Origin of the sequence: Nonomuraea sp. NPDC059194 (assembly GCF_042754765.1) — a bacterium.
Lineage (GTDB): Bacteria > Actinomycetota > Actinomycetes > Streptosporangiales > Streptosporangiaceae > Nonomuraea.
In genome coordinates this window covers 228,870-243,091 of the sequence record NZ_JBHZBH010000007.1, presented here as the reverse complement: position 1 = coordinate 243,091, position 14,222 = coordinate 228,870, and the positions used below count along the sequence as shown (strand labels likewise).

Genomic DNA, 14,222 nt, shown 5'->3' with positions numbered 1-14,222 from the left:
GGGCGCGATCCGCTCCAATGCCCAGCGCGTGAGATTCTCCCGGACCGGCTCGTAATCCCAGGTTGAGTCGGCCATGAATTGCTGTAAACGCTGCGCGTCAACGCCCAGCCGCTCCGCCATCGGATCCATGGACTTGCGGCGACCATCCAGCATCAACCCGCGCACGTACAGCTCACCGGTGGCCAGCTGATCGCGGCGGCGCAGCACCCGTCGCAGCATCCGACCTGCGAATTCTTCCAACCTCGGGCGTAGGAGCGCCATCTCGTCAGGTGTCACCGCACCATGATCTCGAATCCGGCGCGGTGGTTGATCACACGAAGTGATCAACCACCTAACGAAGTACTACAAGGAGCCTGCGCAACAGCGAGTGATTGCTCCACAGAGAAAGCGTCAGAGCCCCCACCCCGCTGATGCCGCTCGCTGAAATTTCGCAGCGCGCCAACACGCCCCTAGGGTAGATCAGATGCCCCCCGCTTTCCGTCGTTACGTCACCGCCGACGGCTTCAGCCAGTTCGGCACCCAGGTCACGCGCGTGGCCCTCCCGCTGGTCGCGCTGCTGGTGCTCGACGCGGGCCCGTTCGAGCTCGGCCTGCTCAGCGCCGCCGAGATGATCGGTTTCCTCCTCTTCGGGCTGCCCGCCGGCGTGTGGGTCGACCGGTTGCGCAGAAAGCCCATCCTGGTGACGGCCGACGTGCTGCGCGCGGTGTCCCTGGCCTCCATCCCGATCGCCGCGCTGTTCGAGGCGCTCACGCTGGCGCAGCTCTACGCGGTCGCCGTGATCGTCAGCATCGGCACGGCCTTCTTCGACGTCGCCCACCTGAGCTTCCTGCCCTCCATCGTGACCAAGGAGCAGCTGCCCAAGGGCGTCGGGACCCTGGAGTCCGTGCGCAGCCTCGCCGTGCTCTTCGGCCCCGGGCTCGGCGGCTGGCTCGTGCAGGCGCTCACGGCGCCCATCGCCATCGTGGCCGACGCGGTCAGCTACATGATCTCCGCCACCCTGCTGGCGACCGTCAAGGCCAAGGAGACCCCCTCCGGAGGGCGCGTGAGCCTCATGGAAGGCTTGCGCTACGTGTTCGGCCACCCCATCCTGCGCCTGATCGGCCTCGCCGGCGCCATGAACATGTTCATCAGCGGCATCTGGGCCATCGTCCAGCCGTTGTACCTGGTCGACGAGTTGGGCGTCGGCGCGGCCGGTTACGGCCTGATCATCTCGGGCGCGGGGGTGGGCGGCCTGTTCGGCGCGCTCCTCGCGCCGCGCGTGATCGCCCGCTTCGGTCACGGCCCCACGATGTACGGCGCAGCTCTCGCCATCGTGCCGCTCAACGTGCTCGTCGCCTTCACCGGACCCGGCTGGCGGCTCGCCCTCTACCCGATCGGCATGGCGCTCGTCTTCCTGGCCGGGGTGATGTTCAACGTCGCCCAGGGCAGCTACCGCCAGGCGATCTGCCCAGAAGCCCTGCGCGGCAGGATGAACGCCAGCCTCCGCTTCGTCATGTGGGGCTCGCTGCCGCTCGGCGGTGTCATCGGCGGGTTGCTGGGCGAGGCCGTCACCGTTCACCAGCTCCTGTGGATCGCCTGCCTCGGCACCGCGGCGGCCCACCTGCCCTTCGTGCTGGCTCCCGCCGTACGAAAGCTCAAGATCACGGACGACGGCGGCCCTGTGGACGCCGACGCCAAGGAGGACAGCCGCGCGTAGGTCATCGGGGGTGTCGACGTCGCGCCTGATCGAGTCGATGTCGTCGAGGCACAGCTCCTTGGAGCCGCCCGCCAGATGCTTGGCCCTCGACTCGCCGCCGAAACACCCACCGGCCCAAGACTTCCGGATGGGCTGCCAGAAGCCACGCGCCCCCTCCGTCAGCGGCTCCGAAGACGCGCCCCGTTAATCGTCTCGAAGAGACGAAGAAGCGGGGATGTGTCCCCGGTGTCCCCGCTGTCCCTGCATCGGTATTGACCTGCGGAATCGGACTCTCATTTGAGGGACACTGGCGGGGACGGGTTGTCCCCGGTGTCCCTCACTGCCTCACGAGAGCACTGCACATTGGCTGAAACACTGGGGGGCAGTGTCTCCCTGCGAGGAGCGCACGGCACACGATGGCGTACGCCGTCGAAGCGGTCACAGTGTCCGCGTGGTTGCGTCCTGCGAGCTTCCTTCACTCGGGTCCCGCCCCGGTCCTGGTGACCCGCGTGGCGGAGCTTGCTGGTACTCGCGCGATGCTCCGCAGTCGGGACTGGTGTCGCCGTCGGTGGCGGGGACACCAGGTGGAGCAACTGTCCGGGTCACTGTCACGGTCTGCTGTGGCACGGGCCTGGACGACGGCGAGGAGGCCGTCTTGTCATATCCGGCAAGCACAGCTTTGGGCGGGCCGGGAACAAATGCCAGCAGGGCGAGAGCGATCGAGATCCCCACGGCCATAACGAAGCCGGTCGCGACGGGGCGACGGTTCCACCAGGGCGGCGGCATGGGAAGGATTCGGTTGTGGGCAGCGGGCGGGAGGTCGCTGATGCTGGACAAGGGTCCCCTTCTCCTCGTGCTTCACGCTCGACGGCGAGCGGGCGCCGGACGCACCGTTGCCGTTCGGTGAGGTTGACGAAGGAAGGCGCGACAAGGTTCTGGGGAACGTCGTCGCAGGTGGGACCACTACCAAGTGTTTCAGCCTGCGTGACCAACTGCGTGACAACCGCCAAAGTTGATCACGGACATCGGCGGACGTTCGCGGACCCGTTCACACAGGCCAACGGCACCAAACCACGGACCGAACATATGATCGAATTGCTTCGGGACGAAGAGGCCGTGGGTTCAAATCCCGCCACCCCGACCCAGTAAGTGCAGGCGAGAAGGGGTTTCGGAGCGATCCGGAGCCCCTTTTTCGATCTCTGAAGGTTGGACTTCATCCTGCTATCGCCGAAGATGGCGTCCATGGTCTCAGTGCCTTCGGTGATCATCGGCTTCAGTTGATGCTGTAGACCTCCTCGGCATCCCCCCTGCGATCGATTTGCTTCGCATGGTTCCCGCGGAGCGCTTTGGCTGCGAGCTGGGGCTTGGGCGTCTTGGTGTCGCCGCGAGTGCTCGACTCGGCCGACCAGGCCTGCCCTTCGGCGTGACCACCGACTCGGCCGCATACCCGAGAACCAGGTCGCGCGCGCTTGGGAGTGGCGAAAGGAAGTTCGCCATGCAGGCACCGCGCCTCACCGAGAGTCGTGACTGACATTTCTAGAGCTGTAAGCATTCGGGGCTATTTGCCTTACACTCATGATCCCCCTCCGACGAAAGGGAGCTCATGATGACCCGACAGCTGCGACTGGAGATTCCGGACGATGGCGATATTATCCGACAGGAAAGCGAGCTTCGCGCCATCCGAAAAGCCTTGGACGGAATCAACGGAGTCGAGACCATTCCGGTTGAGTCAATAGCAAATCCGGCTCCCGGCAGCAAAAACGCTCCAGTGTGGGCAGACGCCGCCTTCTGGCTCGTCGTCTCGGGGAGCGCCGTCAAACTGGCAGCCACCGCGATTCGGGAATGGGCTAGCGTACAACGCAACCGAAAAGTCCGGTTGACCCGCGGCGACGAAACGTTAGAGATCGACGGCAGACTGGACGCGGCTACGGCTCAGGCACTAGAACACTTTATCGGAAGAGACGGCTCGTAATGGCCAGAAGAGCCTTTCTCATCGGCACCTCCGTCTATTCCGACGATACCTACGCTGCGCTTCCTTCATGCATCACTGACGTTTGGCAGCTCAAGCAGGTTCTCGAACACCCTGCTATCGGCGGTTTCGACGATGTGCAGGTGGCGCTGAATGCAGCCGCTGAACACCTGCGGTATGAGATCGTGGACTTCTTCAGCCAGGCAACCCCCGGGGACCTCGCCCTCCTCTACATCACCGGTCACGGCCTGAGGCTGACCCGAAGCACAGGAGAGTTTTTCTTCGTAACCGCCGACACCGCCCATCAGCGGATCGAAGAGAGTGCCATCGGCGCTGCCTACGTCAACGAGCAGTTGGAGCTCTGCCGAGCCGCCCAGAAGGTCGCCATCCTGGATTGCTGCCAGAGCGGCGGCTTCGTCCACGGATTCGCTACCAGGGACACCAAGTCGGCCGAGGCGGCCATACCCCTGGTCAGTCGCGGCGTCTATGTGCTGTCGTCCTCCGGAGCCAGCCAGGCCTCCTTCGCCGGCGAGGGCGCCAACCCTTCCGTCTTCACGGAAGAGATCGTCAATGGTCTGCTCACCGGTCGAGCCGATCACGACGGCGACGGGATCGTCTCGGTGGACGATCTGTTCCATCATGTGAGCAGCCAGCTGAGACAACGCTCGTTGGCCGCGCCGCAGACACCGGTCAAGTCGGCTCACGGCGTGACCGGCCGGATCGACCTCGCCCGGTCGGCGGTCGGCCGCTCACTTGAACTCCAGCCACCAAGGGCTTCAGATCGCGAAGTTCCCAAGAGCGAGCCGGTCCGGCGAGGTGGCAGCTGGCCTGCGCTGATCAGCTACTACCGTTCGTGCCTGGTCACTGAGTCCAAAACCATGAGGCCATTGACTCGAGACGACGTGGTCAACATGCATGGCCAGGAACGGCTCCTCTGCGGAGATTCCCGGGCGGAACTCCCTCCCGAGACCAAGGAACTACTGGCGCAGCAGCCGGACAGCGAACTCTGGTATGGCTACCCAACCGTAGTGATGTTCCGGGATAAGAACGGCAGAGCCCTCGCCACACCGACGATCGCCCCGCTGGTCGTCCGGCAGGTCGATATCGTCGATCAGGAGCTGGTCGCCTTCGGCCCAGCCATGCCGAACCCGCAGCTTGCCGCAGGCCTCTTGAGTGAGGAGGAGGCCGAGAATCTGATGGCCACCTACCGGCCGACCTGGCACAGCGGGCGTTATGCCGAGATGGTGAGGGATCTCCGCCATCTCCTGCGTGAGCTGGAAGTCGACTGCGTGGAGGAGCTCCGACCAGAGCTCCTGGCGTCTGACATCGACCAGGTCACTCCCACCAGCGGGGCGCGCAACGCCGCTGTGCTCTTCGCTCTCAAGCCCAATGAGAGCACGATCCGGCAGCTACTCAATGATCTTGACGAGCTCCATAGGCGAGCCGTCGAGATCCCCAAGACGGCCCTGGCCGGTCTCTTCGACCCCCCAGTCACGGCACCCAGCACCGACTGGCAACTGGTTGCCCCTTTGCCGCTCAACGAGAGCCAGCAGAACGTCGTGGCCTCAGCAATGCGTGAACGGGTCACTATTGCGACAGGACCCCCGGGCACCGGAAAGAGTCAGCTGGTAGTGGCCGCGGTAGCCACGGCGGTCTGTGCAGGACAGCGAGTGCTGGTCGCCTCCAACAATAACCAAGCCGTCCAAGAAGTCTGGGAACGATGCGAGCGGTTGGCTCCCAGCGCCCTCATCCGAAGCGGTAACCGCAAGATGCGAGAGGAGGAAGGCAAAGGGCTGAGCCAACTTTTGTCCATTCCCCAGCCTTCCACCACCAGAGCCACCACCGTCGCCAAGCTGGCAGCCGCCCTCGACGACCTTCAAAGAGTCCGAGGAGAGCTCGCCGCGGTGGCGGCACTCGAGCGTGACCTTCTGCAGGCCGGCCAACTCCGCGAGGCAGCCCTGAGCGAGCTTGGCTCCACACCGGACGCGGTCCGCGGGTCGTGGGAATCCTGGGAACGCCGGGCGACCAAGGTCGCGCGAGCCCGCTTGTTCGGAGGTTGGCGACGAGCGTGGCTGTTCCGACGCGCCCGGCTTTCCGTGCCCGCCGACAAAGCGGCCTGTGCGGCGTTCGCTCGCTACGCGGCGGCGCAGGCCTCCTGGCACCGACTGATCAAACAGCTCGACACGCGGGACGACGCCGAGTCCCTCCTCGCCAGACACGAAGCGGCCTGGGAGCAGGTCACCCAGGCCTCACAGGAGCGGCTCCAATGCGAGATCGCAAGGGGAAGCAGGGAAGGACGACAGCAGATCGTCGAGCTGATCCAAGCCTCCGCACAGGGCGGTGGCGACTGGCGAGAGCTCCTTCGCGCGCTGCGCCATGTACGTGGCTGGGCCGTCACCAACCAGTCCGCCCGACGCCTTCCCCTCAATCCGGCGTTGTTCGACCTGGTGATCATCGACGAAGCCAGCCAGTGCTCCATCGCCGGAATCCTTCCGCTGCTGTTCCGCGCCCACAGAGCCCTCATCATCGGCGATCCCATGCAACTCGCCCACGTCTCCACCCTCGACCCGGCCCAGGAAGCACGCAACGTCCTGCTCGCAGGCCTACATCCGGCCTGGCTGGAGGAACGCCGCCTCGCCTATCACCGGCACTCAGCCTTTCACGCCGCGTCCACCGCCGTCGGCCGCACGATGCTGCTCGACGAGCACTACCGCTGCCACCCGGACATCGCCGAGGTCTCCAACCGGCTCTTCTACAACGGCCAGCTGACCGTGTTGGTCGACGTCCACCGGCAACGAAACCTTGGCCGTCCGGCAATCACGTGGATCGACCTGCGAGGCAAGGCCCAGCGTGGCAGAACGGGATCCTGGCTGAATCAGGAGGAGGCCAGGAAGGCCATCGAGGTGGCCAAGGGCGTCACACAACGCCGCGCCGACATCAGCGTCGGCATTGTCACCCCCTTCAGCGCCCAGAGCGAACTCCTGAAACATCACCTCTCCGGAGACGACCGGGTCCGCGCTGGGACAGCACACACCTTCCAGGGCGGCGAGCGCGACATCATCGTGCTCTCTCTGGTTGCGAGCGACAGCATGAGTAAGAACGCCGTGATGTGGCTGAACCGGCAGCTCAACCTCTGGAACGTGGCCATCACCAGAGCCCGCGCCCACCTCGTGGTCCTCGGCGACCGGTCCTTCTGGAGCAGACAGGGCGGCGTGGCAGCCGAGTTACTCGCCAGCTCCGACGGCGCGGCCGACGTCTCTCCCGACCCGATGGCGCTCAAACTTTACGGACATCTCACCGAACACGCCTGCCCGGATGTCGAGCTGAACGTACGGCTGGACGGTTACCTCGCCGACGCAGTGTGCCGTGACGGAACCCTGGCCGTCCTCCTGGATCGTGGCGCGCCAGATGACGATCTCGCCAAGCACCTTCGCGTGCAGTGCATCCGAACCCGCCTGCTGGCCAGCCCTTCCGCAAATCGCGAGAGTGTACGGCTGGCGGCGTGGCGGCTCTACGGCTCGGATGCCGAGGGAAGGAACCCCGGTACTACCGCCTGAGCCGGGGATCTCGACTCGCACGACTCACCTCCTCTGGAGAGCTCCTGCCCCAGCCTGGCCCGCAGCTCAACCCGATCAAGTACGGCGTGAGCCGATCCAGGTAGCGGCGCCGCCCGGCCGGATGTTGGGGCCGCACGGGCCTGTCGCGAAGCAACTGGAACCGCTATGCGGCACTCGTCTGCGACACTGTGGCCAACCGGACCGGTCGGCTTCGGTCGGCGTCAGCGCGGCACCGTCAGGGACTAACGAGGTGCCTTGCCCGAATCGTGCAGGTAGTCGTCGCTGTGATCAACTGACCGCCGGTCAGCCGAGCGGCCCGGCGGTCGGCACGCGCCTCCTTGTCCGGCCTCTTCGGCAGGGCCGTCGTCGCGCGACTGACGTTCCTGAGCCTCTTCAGCGATCTCGGCGGAATTGAGTAGGGGGCTACTCATCTCTCCCAGGGATTGGTTCCCTAGCGTGGAGGAATGGAGCAGCGGACTATTCGCCCCAACCCGTTCTGCTATCTCATCGGTTTCGTGGTCATCGTCGCCGGCGTCGGCATCGCCGTACTCGGTGCCTTTCCGATCATGGAGGTCTTCCAGGCCGGAGAGCTCCGCGGTGGCGGCGCCGCGCGTATGGCCTCGGGCGCGGCGGTCGTGTTCTGGGGCATGTTCGTCCTCACCATGGGCCGGATCATCTGGCGCGGCGCACGCCGCCGGGGATGGAAGGACCGGTTCGGGCGACTCTTCATGATCATCGCCCTGGCCGTCGTCGGCCATGCCCTGCAACGGTTCCTGACGTCGATGACGTTCGACCTGGAGTCGCTCACCGAGGCCGACCTGAGCGCCGGCTATGTGCCCTTTCTGATGCTCGCCATCCCGGCAGCGCTGCTGTACGCCGTAGGCACGAAGATGGCCAAGGAAAGGGACGACCTCATCGAGGTCTCCACATCGATCAACATGTGAGAGCTCGGCCTACCCGAAGCCCGGCACGAAGGCGCCAGAACCAGTTCGCCAGCCATCGACGTCGCTATCCCGCGGCTGCTCCACGGACGTGGTGTACACGATTCCCCCAGCTAAATCGCGATGAAGACGGCCATCGCATGATCCTTCAGGTCGCGAAACCAAGATCGAAGGAAGACGATGGCCGTGAACAACAGGGCACTCGCAGTGACGAACGCACCAACCGGCGCACCGGCTACCGGTCCCGCCAGCGGGACACCTCGCGCCAGACCCGTCGAGCCCACCATTCCGAAAATGCGCTCGGTCTCCTACTTCCCCGGGGCCACCGCCAGAGGTCTACGGCCGGGCCGGCTTACTTTGGCGACGGAGCATCCCCTTACCGCTGTAGAGGACTCCCACCATAAGCGTGACATTAGTCACAATTTCCTGGAAGTCGGTAGTGGTATATCCACCTTGGCGGAGAAGGATTACTACCAAGATGATAATTACTACTACGATCAGATCGTTCGGGCTTGACGGTCGGCCTTTTGTCCGGCACGTTTTCTTCAAGTAGGCCTCCTGGTCGTGGGGGACCTGCTATGGGGGCCCTGGTCGTGACGCTGACCCCAGGACGATGTGGACTAGCGCTGGACCAGGGCCATCCCATAGCTGGCTTGCCACTATTCGAGTGGCATATGTGAAGGATGACACTGGTCCAGCTTGGATGGAAATGCACCAAGAGTGGCAAGGTAGAGAAGTTTGACCGCAAGGTTGATGTTTTCCATCCTCCGGTAGGACAATGCGCCTCCCAAACGAGGGGCGTTACCATTTCGAGTCGTTTCTGAGACCAACAGTGACCCACAGCGAATGGAATGACTCGATTTACCAGGTCTCGCCAACTGCCCATTCGAGCATCCTGGGACACGCTTAGGAGTTTCCGGGAGATCGCGCCTCTTTGCCGGACGAACCCTGCGCCGCCACAACGCCTCATCCTCCCCAGGGGGTTCCCCTTCCACTCTTCATCGACTATCGTCGATTATCGATGAATATTGATGCCGAACCCCTGGACCGGGCCGCGGCCGAGGAGTACGCGAGCTGGTTCAAAGCGCTGGCCGACGCCACGCGCATCCAGATCGTGTCGCTGCTGGCCCGCCGCCGCGAGCCGATGACCGTGGGCGAGATCGTGACCGCCTCCGGCGTCGGCCAGTCGACCGTGTCACACCACCTGAAGATCCTCGCCGAGGTGCGCTTCGTCCTGGTCGAACGGCAGGGCACCAGCAGCCTGTACCGGATCAACGAGAACTGCGTGAGCTGCTTCCCCACCGCCGCCGACGTGGTGATGGGCAAGCCGATCTGCGACTGAAGGGGACGACCATGGCCCACGACGAAGTGGTCGAGCGTTACTCCGGACTCGCTCGCGCCGCCCTGACCGGCGAGACGATCATCGACTGTTCGTCCGACGAGTTCGACAAGGGCTGCTTCGGCAGCGCCGCCTACGACGACATCGCCGAGCTACCCGGCGGCGCCGCCCGAGCCAGCCTCGGCTGCGGCAACCCCGTGGCCGTCGCCGAGCTGCGCGCCGGGGAGACCGTACTCGACCTCGGCTCGGGCGGTGGCATCGACGCGCTGCTGTCGGCCCGCAGGGTCGGGCCGCACGGCAAGGTCTACGGCCTGGACGCCAGCGGCGACATGATCGAACTGGCCAGGCGCAACGCCACCGAGGCCGGCGCGGACAACGTCGAGTTCCTGCACGGCACCATCGAGGCCGTCCCGCTGCCTGGCCGGTCGGTGGACGTCGTCATCTCCAACTGCGTGATCAACCTGTCCGACGACAAGGCGGCCGTGCTGGCCGAGGCCTTCCGGGTCCTGCGTCCGGGCGGACGGCTGGGGATCAGCGACATGGTGACCGAAGGCGCGCTCGATCCGGTACGGCGCGCCGCCGCCGAACAGCGGGTGGGCTGCGTCGCCGGTTCCCTGGAGGTGGCCGAGTACCGCGACCTGCTGCGCTCGACCGGTTTCGTCGGCACTTCGGTCACCCTCACCGCCGACCACAGTGACGGGGTCCACTCGGCCATCGTCCAGGCGGTCAAACCCGTGATCGGCCCCGGCCTGGAGATCCGCCCGATGCGCGACGCGGATGCCGCCGAGGTGCTGGCCATCTACCAGGCGGGACTGGACACCGGACAGGCCGGCTTCGAGACCGCCGCCCCCAGCTGGGAGAGCTTCACCGCGGACAAGCACCTCCGCTACGTCGCCGCCGACACCGAGACCGGCGACGTGGTCGGCTGGATCGCCGCCTCCCCAGTATCCCCAAGACACGCCGGGGTGATCGAACACAGCGTCTACGTCCACCCCGGCTGCCAGGCCCACGGCATCGGCCGCGCCCTGCTGGCGGCCTTCATCGCGGCCAGTGAAGATGCCGGGATCTGGACGATCCAGTCAGGCGTCTTCCCGGAGAACACCGCCAGCCTCGCCCTCCACCAGGCGCTGGGCTTCCGGGTGATCGGCACCCGCGAACGAGTCGGCCGGCACCACGGCGTCTGGCGCGACGTGATCCTCATGGAGCGCCGGAGCTCGGCAACCGGCGTCTGACGTTCATCCCGGCTTTACCGTGCCGATATTCGTGGCCGTCAATATTGACGCTCATGGATGAACTGACGGTGCTGGACTGCTGCGCGCCGCTGGTGCGGGAACCGCTGGACGAGGTGAGCGCGGCAGGGCTGGCGCGGGCGTTCAAGGCGCTGGGCGACCCGGTACGGCTGCGCATCGTGTCGATCGTGGCCGGCCACGAGGGCGGCGAGGCGTGTGTGTGCGACCTGACCGCGAGCTTCGACCTGGCTCAGCCGACGATCAGCCACCATCTCAAGGTGCTCAAGGACGTCGGACTGCTCACCAGCGAGCGGCGAGCCTCCTGGGTGTACTACCGGATCGTGCCCGACCGGCTCGCCGAGTTGTCGGGCCTGCTCGCCGTACCCGCCGAGGTGACCGGGTGAGGCGCAGGCTGCTGGCCGAGTTTCTCGGCACCGGGCTGCTGGTGACGGTGGTCGTCGGGTCGGGAATCATGGCGCAGACCTTGTCGCCGGATGACGTGGGCCTGCAGCTGCTGCAGAACTCCACCGCCACCGTCCTCGGCCTCGGCGTGCTCATCGTCGTCCTGGGGCCGGTCTCCGGCGCTCATTTCAACCCGGTGGTGTCGCTGGCCGACTGGTGGCAGGGCCGCAGGACCGGCACCGGACTGCCCGCGAGCGAGTTGGGCGGCTACCTCACCGCACAGGTCGTGGGCGGCATCGGCGGCGCGATGCTGGCCAACCTCATGTTCGACAAGCCAGCGATCACCTGGTCGACCACCGCGCGGACGAGCGCGCACCTGTGGCTGGGAGAGGTCGTCGCGACAGCGGGCCTGGTGCTGCTGATCTTCTGCCTTGCCCGCTCGGGCCGTACAGCTGCCGCCCCGGCGGCGGTGGCCGCCTACATCGGCTCGGCCTACTGGTTCACCTCCTCCACCAGCTTCGCCAACCCCGCCGTCACCATCGCCCGCGCCTTCACGGACACCTTCGCCGGCATCGCACCCGCCTCACTGGCGGCTTTCGTCGCCGCGCAGTTGCTCGGTGGCACCCTCGGCATGCTGCTGGTGCACGGCCTGTACGGTCGCCCCACCGCGGACACGCCCGAACCTGACCTCGCTATCCCCGCGACGTCGCCGGCGAAGAGAGGCATCCACTCGTGAGCGACAAGCCCAGCGTCCTGTTCGTCTGCGTCCACAACGCAGGACGTTCCCAGATGGCCGCCGGATGGCTCACCCATCTGGCCGGAGACCGCATCGAGGTCCGCTCCGCGGGATCGGCGCCCGCTGACCGGATCAATCCGGTGGCCGTCGCGGCCATGCGGGAGGTCGGTGTCGACATCACCGGCCGGCAGCCGAAGATCCTCACCACGGATGCCGTCCAAGCCTCGGACGTGGTCATCACCATGGGCTGCGGCGACGCCTGCCCGGTCTTCCCCGGCAAGCGGTATGAGGACTGGAAGCTCGACGACCCCGCGGGGCAGGGCATCGAGGCCATCCGCCCGATCCGCGACGAGATCCGGGCGAAGGTGGAGAAGCTGATCAGGGAGCTGGACGCCGGCCCCGCAGCCTCCGTATGACCTTCCGGAGCTGCACGGATGCGCGAACAGCGCGTTACGCCGTGAGAGCGGCAGGCAGGCTGCGCATGATGGCCAGGATGCGGATCACACTGGCCGGTACGGCTCGTAGCCGGCCTGGCCGCCGCCGTTGACCAGGACATCGATGGCGCGAGGGCGCACCGTCAAACGGTAAGGAGTTCCACGTCGACCTGGCCGCTGGACGCGGTGGCGGGGGCCGGCTCGGCGAGCGGGGTGAACAGCGCGCCGAGCTTGTTCACCACCTCGGGGATGATCCGGTAGTAGACCCAGGTGCCGCGCCGCTCACCGTCGATGAGCCCGGCGGTGCGTAGCACCTTGAGGTGGTGCGAGATGGTGGGCGCGGTCAGGTCGAAGGCGTCGGTCAGGTCGCACACGCAGGCCTCGCCGCCCGCGTGGGAGCCGATCATCGACAGCAGGCGCAGCCGTACCGGGTCGGCGACCGCCTTGAGCAGCACCGCCAGCTCGGCCGCGTCGCTCTCCGACAGCGGCTCGCGCGCGATCGGTGCGCAGCACTGGCTCGTCACGGCGGTCATCCGGCACCCCTTACTTCGAAAGTTATCGAAATTATACGCGGTGGTAGGCGACCAGAGCCAACGCGGCGACCGTACAGGCCAGAGCCACCACGCCCATCACCCAGCCGTAGCCGGTCGCCTGCGCCAGGGCCACCGCTCCCAGCGGGGCCAAAGCCTTGTCGGCGACCGAGAAGACGGCGATACGGCCGGACAGGGAGGCATAGGCTGCCGTGCCGTACCGGCCGACGATCAGGTGCGGCAGGGTGATGGAGGCGATGCCGAAGCCGAGCCCGAACAGCAGCACGCAGCTGACGGCTCCCGGCACCGTACGCCCGAGCAACGGCAGCATCAGGACGGCGACGCCCTGCAGGGCGAAGATCGTGGCGGCGATGAGCGCGGCGGGCAGGCGGGTCTGCAGGCCAGTGGTGACCAGGCGGCCGGTCACCGACAGCACGCCGAGCAGGCCGGCCAGCGTGGCGGCCAGGACCGGCGAGTGGCCGAGGTGGATGAGGTAGCTGACGAGCAACACCGCCATCACGGCGACCGCGCCGCCGTTGGCGGTGAAGGCGATGACCAGCAGCCAGAACGGCCGCTGCCGGGTGGCGGTCCTGACGATCTCGCTGCGCTCGGCGCGGGGCCGGGTGTGGGTACGGCGGCGCAGGACGAGTGCGTGCAGCGGGATCGCGGCGACACCGTAGATCAGGGCGAGCACGAGCAGGGCGTGGCGCCAGCCGTAGGAGTCGACGAGCAGGCCGGTGAGCGGCAGGAAGATCGTGGAGGCGAACCCGGCCACGACCGTCAGCGCGAGCAGCGCGTTGGCGCGGCCACGCTCGTTGCCGTCGAACCAGGAGACGATGACGGCGAAAGCGGATTCGTACAGCACCATCGAGCAGGCGATGCCGATCACGGCGAACACCGCATACAGCTGGAGCAGGTTCGTGACCTGGGACCAGGCGAGGACGGCTGCCGTGCCGAGGATCGATCCGGTTGTCATCAGGGCGCGGCCGCCGCGGGCGTCCAGCCGGCGGCCGACCAGCGGGGCAGACAGCGCGGCGATCAGGATCGACAGGGTGAGTGCGGTCGCGATCTGCGGGCTGCTGGCGCGCAGATCGCGGGCCATGGGGGTGAGGAAGACCGAGAAGGCGTAGTAGAGCACGCCGTACCCGATGGTCTGGGTGACTCCCAGTGCCGCGACGATCTGCCAGCCGCGGCTGAAACGGCGGTGGCCGCCGTCCCTGGTGGGAGCGGCGGCCTGTGGGGCGGTCGAGCTCATGTGGTCGCGCCCTGACAGCCGATCAGCTCGCTGGTACGGCGGGCCGCGACCAGGCGCTCGCCGAGCCCGTCGGCCTTCAGCGGGCCGTGCACACAGATGAGGCGCAGGGCCTCTCTCTGCGCTGCTGTGGGATATCCGTCGGACATGCCAGGTCC

13 protein-coding genes are annotated in these 14,222 nt (G+C 66.6%); 9 read left to right on the top strand and 4 right to left on the bottom strand.

Going from position 1 to position 14,222, the window contains the following annotated elements; genetic code table 11:
• The coding region (locus tag ACFXJ8_RS13015; RefSeq protein ID WP_379644059.1) for a transposase at nt 1-276 on the bottom strand (276 nt) is incomplete at its 3' end.
• Nucleotides 277-463: 187 nt separating this feature from the next.
• Here ACFXJ8_RS13015 and ACFXJ8_RS13010 point away from each other — a divergent pair.
• The 9 genes from ACFXJ8_RS13010 (at nt 464) to ACFXJ8_RS12970 (ending at nt 12,264) form a co-directional block, all read left to right on the top strand.
• A complete protein-coding gene (locus ACFXJ8_RS13010; protein WP_379644058.1) occupies nt 464-1,696 on the top strand; it encodes an MFS transporter in 1,233 nt (410 codons plus the stop codon).
• A 1,585-nt stretch (nt 1,697-3,281) separates the two neighbouring features.
• On the top strand, nt 3,282-3,647 hold the full coding sequence (locus ACFXJ8_RS13005) for a hypothetical protein (protein WP_379644057.1): 366 nt from the start codon (nt 3,282-3,284) through the stop codon (nt 3,645-3,647).
• Entirely contained in the window at nt 3,647-7,201 is a 3,555-nt protein-coding gene (locus tag ACFXJ8_RS13000; protein WP_379644056.1) for an AAA domain-containing protein, read from the top strand. The genes ACFXJ8_RS13005 and ACFXJ8_RS13000 overlap by 1 nt, the downstream gene beginning before the upstream one ends.
• A 464-nt stretch (nt 7,202-7,665) precedes the next feature.
• Nucleotides 7,666-8,145, top strand: a complete 480-nt coding sequence (locus ACFXJ8_RS12995; protein ID WP_379644055.1) for a hypothetical protein — start codon at nt 7,666-7,668, stop codon at nt 8,143-8,145.
• Between the two features lie 1,018 nt (nt 8,146-9,163).
• A complete protein-coding gene (locus ACFXJ8_RS12990; RefSeq protein ID WP_379644054.1) occupies nt 9,164-9,484 on the top strand; it encodes an ArsR/SmtB family transcription factor in 321 nt (106 codons plus the stop codon).
• A gap of 11 nt (nt 9,485-9,495) precedes the next feature.
• Complete coding sequence (locus ACFXJ8_RS12985) at nt 9,496-10,713, top strand: GNAT family N-acetyltransferase (RefSeq protein ID WP_379644053.1); 1,218 nt, start codon at nt 9,496-9,498, stop codon at nt 10,711-10,713.
• A 53-nt stretch (nt 10,714-10,766) separates the two neighbouring features.
• Entirely contained in the window at nt 10,767-11,114 is a 348-nt protein-coding gene (locus ACFXJ8_RS12980; RefSeq protein WP_379644052.1) for an ArsR/SmtB family transcription factor, read from the top strand.
• On the top strand, nt 11,111-11,848 hold the full coding sequence (locus ACFXJ8_RS12975) for an aquaporin (RefSeq protein WP_379644051.1): 738 nt from the start codon (nt 11,111-11,113) through the stop codon (nt 11,846-11,848). Before ACFXJ8_RS12980 ends, ACFXJ8_RS12975 begins: the two co-directional genes overlap by 4 nt.
• Nucleotides 11,845-12,264: an arsenate reductase ArsC gene (locus ACFXJ8_RS12970; protein WP_379644050.1), complete on the top strand. Its 420-nt coding sequence runs from the start codon at nt 11,845-11,847 to the stop codon at nt 12,262-12,264. The genes ACFXJ8_RS12975 and ACFXJ8_RS12970 overlap by 4 nt, the downstream gene beginning before the upstream one ends.
• A 161-nt stretch (nt 12,265-12,425) precedes the next feature.
• On the opposite strand, the gene ACFXJ8_RS12965 is transcribed toward ACFXJ8_RS12970, so the two are convergent.
• The 3 genes from ACFXJ8_RS12965 to ACFXJ8_RS12955 are packed head-to-tail and all read right to left on the bottom strand — an operon-like array spanning nt 12,426 to nt 14,213.
• Nucleotides 12,426-12,815, bottom strand: a complete 390-nt coding sequence (locus tag ACFXJ8_RS12965; protein ID WP_379644049.1) for a metalloregulator ArsR/SmtB family transcription factor — start codon at nt 12,813-12,815, stop codon at nt 12,426-12,428.
• 31 nt (nt 12,816-12,846) lie between these two features.
• Nucleotides 12,847-14,067 carry an MFS transporter gene (locus tag ACFXJ8_RS12960; RefSeq protein ID WP_379644048.1) on the bottom strand — a complete coding sequence of 407 codons (1,221 nt, stop codon included), beginning with the start codon at nt 14,065-14,067 and terminating at the stop codon, nt 12,847-12,849.
• Nucleotides 14,064-14,213 carry a hypothetical protein gene (locus ACFXJ8_RS12955; protein ID WP_379644047.1) on the bottom strand — a complete coding sequence of 50 codons (150 nt, stop codon included), beginning with the start codon at nt 14,211-14,213 and terminating at the stop codon, nt 14,064-14,066. Before ACFXJ8_RS12955 ends, ACFXJ8_RS12960 begins: the two co-directional genes overlap by 4 nt.
• Between the last annotated feature and the right edge of the window lie 9 nt (nt 14,214-14,222).

Coding starts and splice junctions, on each gene's coding strand:
- ACFXJ8_RS13010 (WP_379644058.1), top strand. CDS start 464: ATGCCCCCCGCTTTCCGTCGTTACGTCACCGCCGACGGCTTCAGCCAG.
- ACFXJ8_RS13005 (WP_379644057.1), top strand. CDS start 3,282: ATGACCCGACAGCTGCGACTGGAGATTCCGGACGATGGCGATATTATC.
- ACFXJ8_RS13000 (WP_379644056.1), top strand. CDS start 3,647: ATGGCCAGAAGAGCCTTTCTCATCGGCACCTCCGTCTATTCCGACGAT.
- ACFXJ8_RS12995 (WP_379644055.1), top strand. CDS start 7,666: ATGGAGCAGCGGACTATTCGCCCCAACCCGTTCTGCTATCTCATCGGT.
- ACFXJ8_RS12990 (WP_379644054.1), top strand. CDS start 9,164: ATGAATATTGATGCCGAACCCCTGGACCGGGCCGCGGCCGAGGAGTAC.
- ACFXJ8_RS12985 (WP_379644053.1), top strand. CDS start 9,496: ATGGCCCACGACGAAGTGGTCGAGCGTTACTCCGGACTCGCTCGCGCC.
- ACFXJ8_RS12980 (WP_379644052.1), top strand. CDS start 10,767: ATGGATGAACTGACGGTGCTGGACTGCTGCGCGCCGCTGGTGCGGGAA.
- ACFXJ8_RS12965 (WP_379644049.1), bottom strand. CDS start 12,815: ATGACCGCCGTGACGAGCCAGTGCTGCGCACCGATCGCGCGCGAGCCG.
- ACFXJ8_RS12960 (WP_379644048.1), bottom strand. CDS start 14,067: ATGAGCTCGACCGCCCCACAGGCCGCCGCTCCCACCAGGGACGGCGGC.
- ACFXJ8_RS12955 (WP_379644047.1), bottom strand. CDS start 14,213: ATGTCCGACGGATATCCCACAGCAGCGCAGAGAGAGGCCCTGCGCCTC.